At 71.8% G+C, this 5,030-nt stretch carries 7 protein-coding genes; 3 read left to right on the top strand and 4 right to left on the bottom strand.

Annotated elements, in window-relative coordinates; genetic code table 11:
* Positions 1 to 198: 198 nt before the first annotated feature.
* A complete protein-coding gene (locus tag ACFXGA_RS19975; RefSeq protein WP_378089929.1) occupies positions 199 to 777 on the bottom strand; it encodes a SigE family RNA polymerase sigma factor in 579 nt (192 codons plus the stop codon).
* A gap of 65 nt (positions 778 to 842) precedes the next feature.
* On the opposite strand from ACFXGA_RS19975, the gene ACFXGA_RS19970 reads away from it, so the two are divergent.
* Positions 843 to 1,121 carry a YciI family protein gene (locus ACFXGA_RS19970; RefSeq protein ID WP_378089927.1) on the top strand — a complete coding sequence of 93 codons (279 nt, stop codon included), beginning with the start codon at positions 843 to 845 and terminating at the stop codon, positions 1,119 to 1,121.
* Here ACFXGA_RS19970 and ACFXGA_RS19965 read toward each other — a convergent pair.
* Together ACFXGA_RS19965 and ACFXGA_RS19960 are read right to left on the bottom strand one after the other, a co-directional pair.
* A complete protein-coding gene (locus tag ACFXGA_RS19965) occupies positions 1,118 to 1,972 on the bottom strand; it encodes an SDR family oxidoreductase (RefSeq protein WP_378089925.1) in 855 nt (284 codons plus the stop codon). The two genes, ACFXGA_RS19970 and ACFXGA_RS19965, sit on opposite strands and share 4 nt — an antisense overlap.
* Positions 1,973 to 2,043: 71 nt before the next feature.
* The gene (locus ACFXGA_RS19960; RefSeq protein ID WP_378089923.1) at positions 2,044 to 2,976 is read right to left on the bottom strand and encodes an aldo/keto reductase; all 933 of its coding nucleotides are present in this window, start codon (positions 2,974 to 2,976) and stop codon (positions 2,044 to 2,046) included.
* Positions 2,977 to 3,084: 108 nt separating this feature from the next.
* Here ACFXGA_RS19960 and ACFXGA_RS19955 point away from each other — a divergent pair, with 108 nt between their 5' ends.
* Entirely contained in the window at positions 3,085 to 3,909 is an 825-nt protein-coding gene (locus ACFXGA_RS19955) for an LLM class F420-dependent oxidoreductase (protein WP_378089921.1), read from the top strand.
* On the opposite strand, the gene ACFXGA_RS19950 is transcribed toward ACFXGA_RS19955, so the two are convergent.
* A complete protein-coding gene (locus ACFXGA_RS19950) occupies positions 3,906 to 4,193 on the bottom strand; it encodes a DUF427 domain-containing protein (protein WP_378089919.1) in 288 nt (95 codons plus the stop codon). The genes ACFXGA_RS19955 and ACFXGA_RS19950 overlap by 4 nt on opposite strands.
* Before the next feature lie 94 nt (positions 4,194 to 4,287).
* Between ACFXGA_RS19950 and fbaA the strand changes: the two genes are divergently transcribed.
* A partial coding sequence (gene fbaA, locus ACFXGA_RS19945) for a class II fructose-bisphosphate aldolase (RefSeq protein ID WP_378089917.1) occupies positions 4,288 to 5,030 on the top strand: 743 nt, incomplete at its 3' end.

The following is a 5,030-nucleotide window of genomic DNA, read 5'->3' as shown; positions in this document are numbered from 1 at the left end:
GTCAAGGGGGCGGTTCCAGCGTCAGGTGCGGGTAGGGGTGGGAGTGCCCCCTTGACACGCGCGGTAGGGCTGCGCCAGGTCGGCGGGATGACACGAAGCCCTTGGTCGGGAAAGGCGCGCCGGTGAGGGAGTGGGGCGGGGGCGGGCGGCCGGTTGCGGTGCGGAGGTGGGGTGGCGGCCGGTGCCGTGTGGCTCGGGTCAGTTGGCGGCCATGATTTTTTGCAGGGCGTCCAGGGCGCGGCTGGCGGTGCTCTTCACGGTGCCCTTGCTGATGCCGGTGGCCTCGGCGATCTCGGCTTCCGACAGGTCGCCGTAGTAGCGCAGCACGAGGACCTCGCGTTGCCTCGGCGGCAGTTGGGAGAGGGCGGCGACGACGGCCTGGTGTTCGGCGGTCAGCATGGCGAGGCTCTCGGCGGACCTCGCGTTGGCGACGTGCGGAGGGGTGTAGTCGCGGGCCGTCTTGCGGCGGCGCAGGACGCTGCGGGAGCCGTTGACCACGGCGGTGCGCAGGTAGCCGACGGCGGCTTGGGCGTCGCGCAGGTTCTTCCAGTTGCGGTGCAGGCCGGTGAACGCCTCCTGCACCACGTCCTCGGCCGTGGCCGGCTCGTCGACCAGCAGCAGCGCCAGGCGGACCAGCCGCATGCGGTGCTGGCGGTACAGGTCCTCCAGGGTCAGCGGGCCGGTCGGGGCCGGGGCCGCGCCGTCCTGGATCCGCAGGTTCGTCAGCGTGTCCTGCACACGCGCGATGCCGCCGCTGTTCCGATCGGGACCGACCACGGAAAAGACGTTACCCCGTCACCCGGTAGCTTCGGTGCGGCGCTGCACAACGGAGGTGGCAATCGATGGCACGGTTCGCGGTCGAGTTGGTGTTCGGGGACAACCAGGACGAGCGGATGGCGGTCCGGCCCGCGCACCGCGAGTACCTGGCCACGCTGGTGGAGCGGGGTGTCCTGCTGGTCTCCGGCCCCTACGCCGACCAGTCCGGGGCGCTGCTGGTGTACGAGGTGGCCGACGAGGCGGAGCTGCGCGAGGTGCTCGCCGCCGACCCGTACACGCCCGCCAACGTGGTGAAGGAGACGCGCGTGCACGAGTGGGAGACGGTGATGGGGGTCTGGCTCTAGGGCTTCGCGGCGGCCGAGCCGCCCGGTCCCACCAGGCCGGACAGGTCGTTGGCCGCCATCTCGCGGTCGGCGGCGGGCACCGATTTCGGGGCCTGCCGGTCGACCACCCGGGGGGTGAGCGCGCGGAACAGCTTCAGGCCGCCCACCCAGCCCGGCACGTGCACCGCCCGGGACCGCCGGGTGATGCCCCGGACCACGGCCTTGCCCACGTCCGAGACCGGGTACTTCTTGCCGGCCAGGCCCGGCATGCCGCGCCGCATCGGGCCGAACACCGGGTGCTCGTCGGCGCTGTTGACCATGTCGGTGGAGATCCACGAGAAGTAGGCCACGCCGACGTCCACGCCCAGGTGCTTCACCTCGGCCCGCAGGCTGTCCGCGAACGCCTCGCAGCCCGCCTTGGCGGCGGAGTAGGCGGCGTTGCCGGGGATGTGCACGATCGCCGCCAGCGACGACACGACGAGGCAGTAGCCGCGGCTCGCGACCAGGTGCGGCAGGCACGTCCGGACGGTGCGCCACACGCCGAGCAGGTTGACGTCGATGACCCGCTCGAACGCGTCGCGGTCCATCGAGCGGATGAAGCCCGTGGCGGCGATGCCCGCGTTCGCCACGACGACGTCGATGCCGCCGTAGTGGTCGACCACGCCGTTCACCGCGGTCTCCAGGGCCTCCCAGTCGGTGACGTCGGCCTCCCACGCCCGGCCGCCGCACCGCTCGGCCACCTCCCGGAGCAGGTCGCCCTCCAGGCCGACCAGGGCGAGCCGCGCGCCCTTCGCCGCCAGGCGGTGCGCGACCTCCGCGCCGATGCCCCGGGCCGCGCCGGTGATCAGGACAACCTTGCCCGCAACGTCCACGGTGACCTCCTCAGCCGCTGTGCCAGGGAGGCCACCGTAACGCAACCTACCGTCAGTAAGCTACTGGAGAGTTAAACGGCGCTGGCGGTGGTCAGGGCCGCCACCTCGTCCGCCTTCAGCTCCAGGGTGAGGGCCGGGAGGAGTTCGGCGAGCTGGTCGGTGGTGCGGGCCGAGGCGATCGGCGCGGCCACGGTCGGCTGCTCGGCCAGCCACGCCAGGGCGACCGCCGACTGGGTGGTCCCGTGGGCCTCCGCGACCTCGTCCAACGCCGCGAGGATCCGCAGACCGCGCTCGTCGAGGTACTTCGACGCGGCGGCGGCGCGCGCGCTCTCCACCGCGACGCCCGGCCGGTACTTGCCGGTCAGGAAGCCCTTCGCCAGGCCCCAGTACGGCGCGGACGCGAGCCCGTGGTCGGCGACCGCGCGGGACAGCTCGCCCTCGTAGGAGCGGTCCACCAGGTTGTACGCCTGCTGGAGCGCCACGAACCTGGCGAACCCCTCCCGCTCGGAGACGGCCAGCGCGGACGTGAGCCGGTCGGCGGTGTAGTTGGACGCGGCGATGTGCCGCACCTTGCCGCTGGTCACCAGCCGGTCGAACGCGGCCAGCGTCTCCTCCTGGGGCGTGTCGGGGTCGTCCCGGTGGGCGTAGTACAGGTCGATGTGGTCCACGCCCAGGCGGCGCAGCGAGTCCTCGGCGGCCCGCTCGATCGTGGCGGCCTTGAGGTCGTCCAGCCCCCGCAGCGCCCCGACCTTGGTCGCGACCACGATCGAGTCCCGGTCGCCGCGCCGGCGCAGCCACCGGCCGATGATCGTCTCCGACTCGCCGCCGACGTGCCCCTCGGCCCACGCCGAGTACGCGTCGGCGGTGTCCACGAAGTTGCCGCCGGCGTCCGCGTAGGCGTCCAGCACGGCGAGCGAGGTCTCCTCGTCGGCGGTCCAGCCGAACACGTTGCCACCCAGGCACAGGCGCGACACGTCGAGGTCGCTCGTTCCGAGTTTCGTCATGTCACGAAGCTAGGCCGGGTGGTCCACCCCGCGCGACCGGAGCAGTCAGGACTAAATGCCGGCCCGCGGAGGTTGCCCTGTCCGGCACCTAGTTCGTGGGGAGACGAAATGACCGTCGAGTTGGGCAGGTACGGCGTGTGGGACCGGGCCGCGCGGTGGGGCGGGCGGGGCGAGGACGCGGCCGAGCTGGAGGAGCTGGGCTACGGGGCGCTCTGGCTCGGCGGCTCGCCCGACGGCAGCGTCCTGACCACGGTCTCCGAGCTGTTGGAGGCCACCGAGAAGATCGCCGTGGCGACCGCCGTGGTGAACGTCTGGACGACGCCGGCGGGCGAGTTGAACGAGGGCTACCGCGCGCTGGCGTGGACCGACCGGTTCCTGGTCGGCATCGGCGTCGGGCACGGCGAGCTGGTGGGTGAGGTCTATCACAGCCCCTACCAGAAGCTGCTGCACTACCTGGACGAGCTGGACGTGCCGCGGGACCGGCTCGCGCTGGCCGCGCTCGGGCCGCGGGTGCTCCGGCTCGCCGCCGCGCGCACCAGCGTCGCCCACCCCTACCTGGTGACGCCCGAGTACACGGCGCGGGCGCGCGAGACGGTCGGCGCGGGCGTGCTGCTCGCGCCGGAACAGCACGTGGTGCTGGAGGAGGACCCGACCCGGGCCCGCGAGCTGGGCAGGCGGGCGTTGGCCCACTACCTGCGGCTGCCGAACTACACCCGCAACTGGCTGCGCCACGGGTTCACCGAGGACGACCTGGCGGACGGCGGGAGCGACCGGCTGGTCGACGCGCTGGTGGCGTGGGGCCCGGTGGAGCGCGTCGCGCGGCGCCTGCGCGAGCACCACGAGGCGGGCGCCGACCACGTGGCGGTCCAGGTGGTCGGCGCCGCCGACGCCCAGCGGGCGTTGCGCGACGTCGCCGCCGCGCTCGCGGACTAGTTGTCGGTCACCTCGACGCCGTTCCAGAACGCGACGTGGTCCTTGATGTTGGCCGCCGCGGACTTGGGCTCCGGGTAGTACCACGCGGCGTCGGGGTTGTCCGCCCCGTTCACGTGGAGGGTGTAGTAGCTGGCCTTGCCCTTCCACGGGCAGACCGTGTTCGTGTCGGAGGGCCGGAGGTACTCGGCCTTCACCGACTCCAGGGGGAAGTAGTGGTTCCCCTCCACCACCTCGGTCTTGTCGCTCTCGGCGATGATCTCGCCGTTCCACCGTGCGATCGCCATGGCTCCACTATGCCGTTGATCATCTTTCCCCGCCGGGCCGTGGTCGTAGGATGCTGCCGACACCGCGTTCCGGGCACCCGAGGAGGACCCACCGATGCCCATCGCAACCCCCGAGGTCTACGCCGAGATGCTCGACCGCGCGAAGGCGAACGAGTTCGCCTACCCCGCGATCAACGTCACCTCGTCCGAGACCCTCAACGCGGCCCTGCGTGGATTCGCGGAAGCCGAGAGCGACGGGATCATCCAGGTCTCGACCGGTGGTGCCGAGTTCGCCTCGGGCACCAAGGTCAAGGACATGGTGACCGGCGCGGTTGCGCTGGCGGAGTTCGCGCACGTGGTCGCCGAGAAGTACCCGGTGAACATCGCGCTGCACACCGACCACTGCCCGAAGGACAAGCTGGACGGCTACGTCCGGCCGCTCGTCGCGATCAGCCAGGAGCGGGTGGACCGCGGGCTCAACCCGCTGTTCCAGTCGCACATGTGGGACGGCTCGGCCGTGCCGCTGGACGAGAACCTGAAGATCGCCTCCGAGCTGCTCGACCTCACCGCCAAGGCCAAGATCATCCTCGAGATCGAGGTGGGCGTCGTCGGCGGCGAGGAGGACGGCGTCGTCGCCGAGATCAACGAGAAGCTCTACACCTCGCCCGAGGACTACCTGAAGACGGTGGACGCCCTCGGCGCCGGTGAGAAGGGCCGCTACCTGGTCGCGGCGACGTTCGGCAACGTGCACGGCGTCTACAAGCCGGGCAACGTCAAGCTGCGCCCGGAGATCCTCAAGCAGGGTCAGGACGTGGTGGCCGAGAAGCTGGGCCTGCCGGCCGGCTCCAAGCCGTTCGA

Source organism: Actinosynnema sp. NPDC059335 (assembly GCF_042752395.1).
Lineage (GTDB): Bacteria > Actinomycetota > Actinomycetes > Mycobacteriales > Pseudonocardiaceae > Actinosynnema.
Note: the sequence above shows the minus strand (reverse complement) of the source record. Positions and strands in the feature narration are given on the sequence as shown.

Coding starts and splice junctions, on each gene's coding strand:
- ACFXGA_RS19955 (WP_378089921.1), top strand. CDS start 3,085: ATGACCGTCGAGTTGGGCAGGTACGGCGTGTGGGACCGGGCCGCGCGG.
- ACFXGA_RS19950 (WP_378089919.1), bottom strand. CDS start 4,193: ATGGCGATCGCACGGTGGAACGGCGAGATCATCGCCGAGAGCGACAAG.
- ACFXGA_RS19960 (WP_378089923.1), bottom strand. CDS start 2,976: ATGACGAAACTCGGAACGAGCGACCTCGACGTGTCGCGCCTGTGCCTG.
- ACFXGA_RS19970 (WP_378089927.1), top strand. CDS start 843: ATGGCACGGTTCGCGGTCGAGTTGGTGTTCGGGGACAACCAGGACGAG.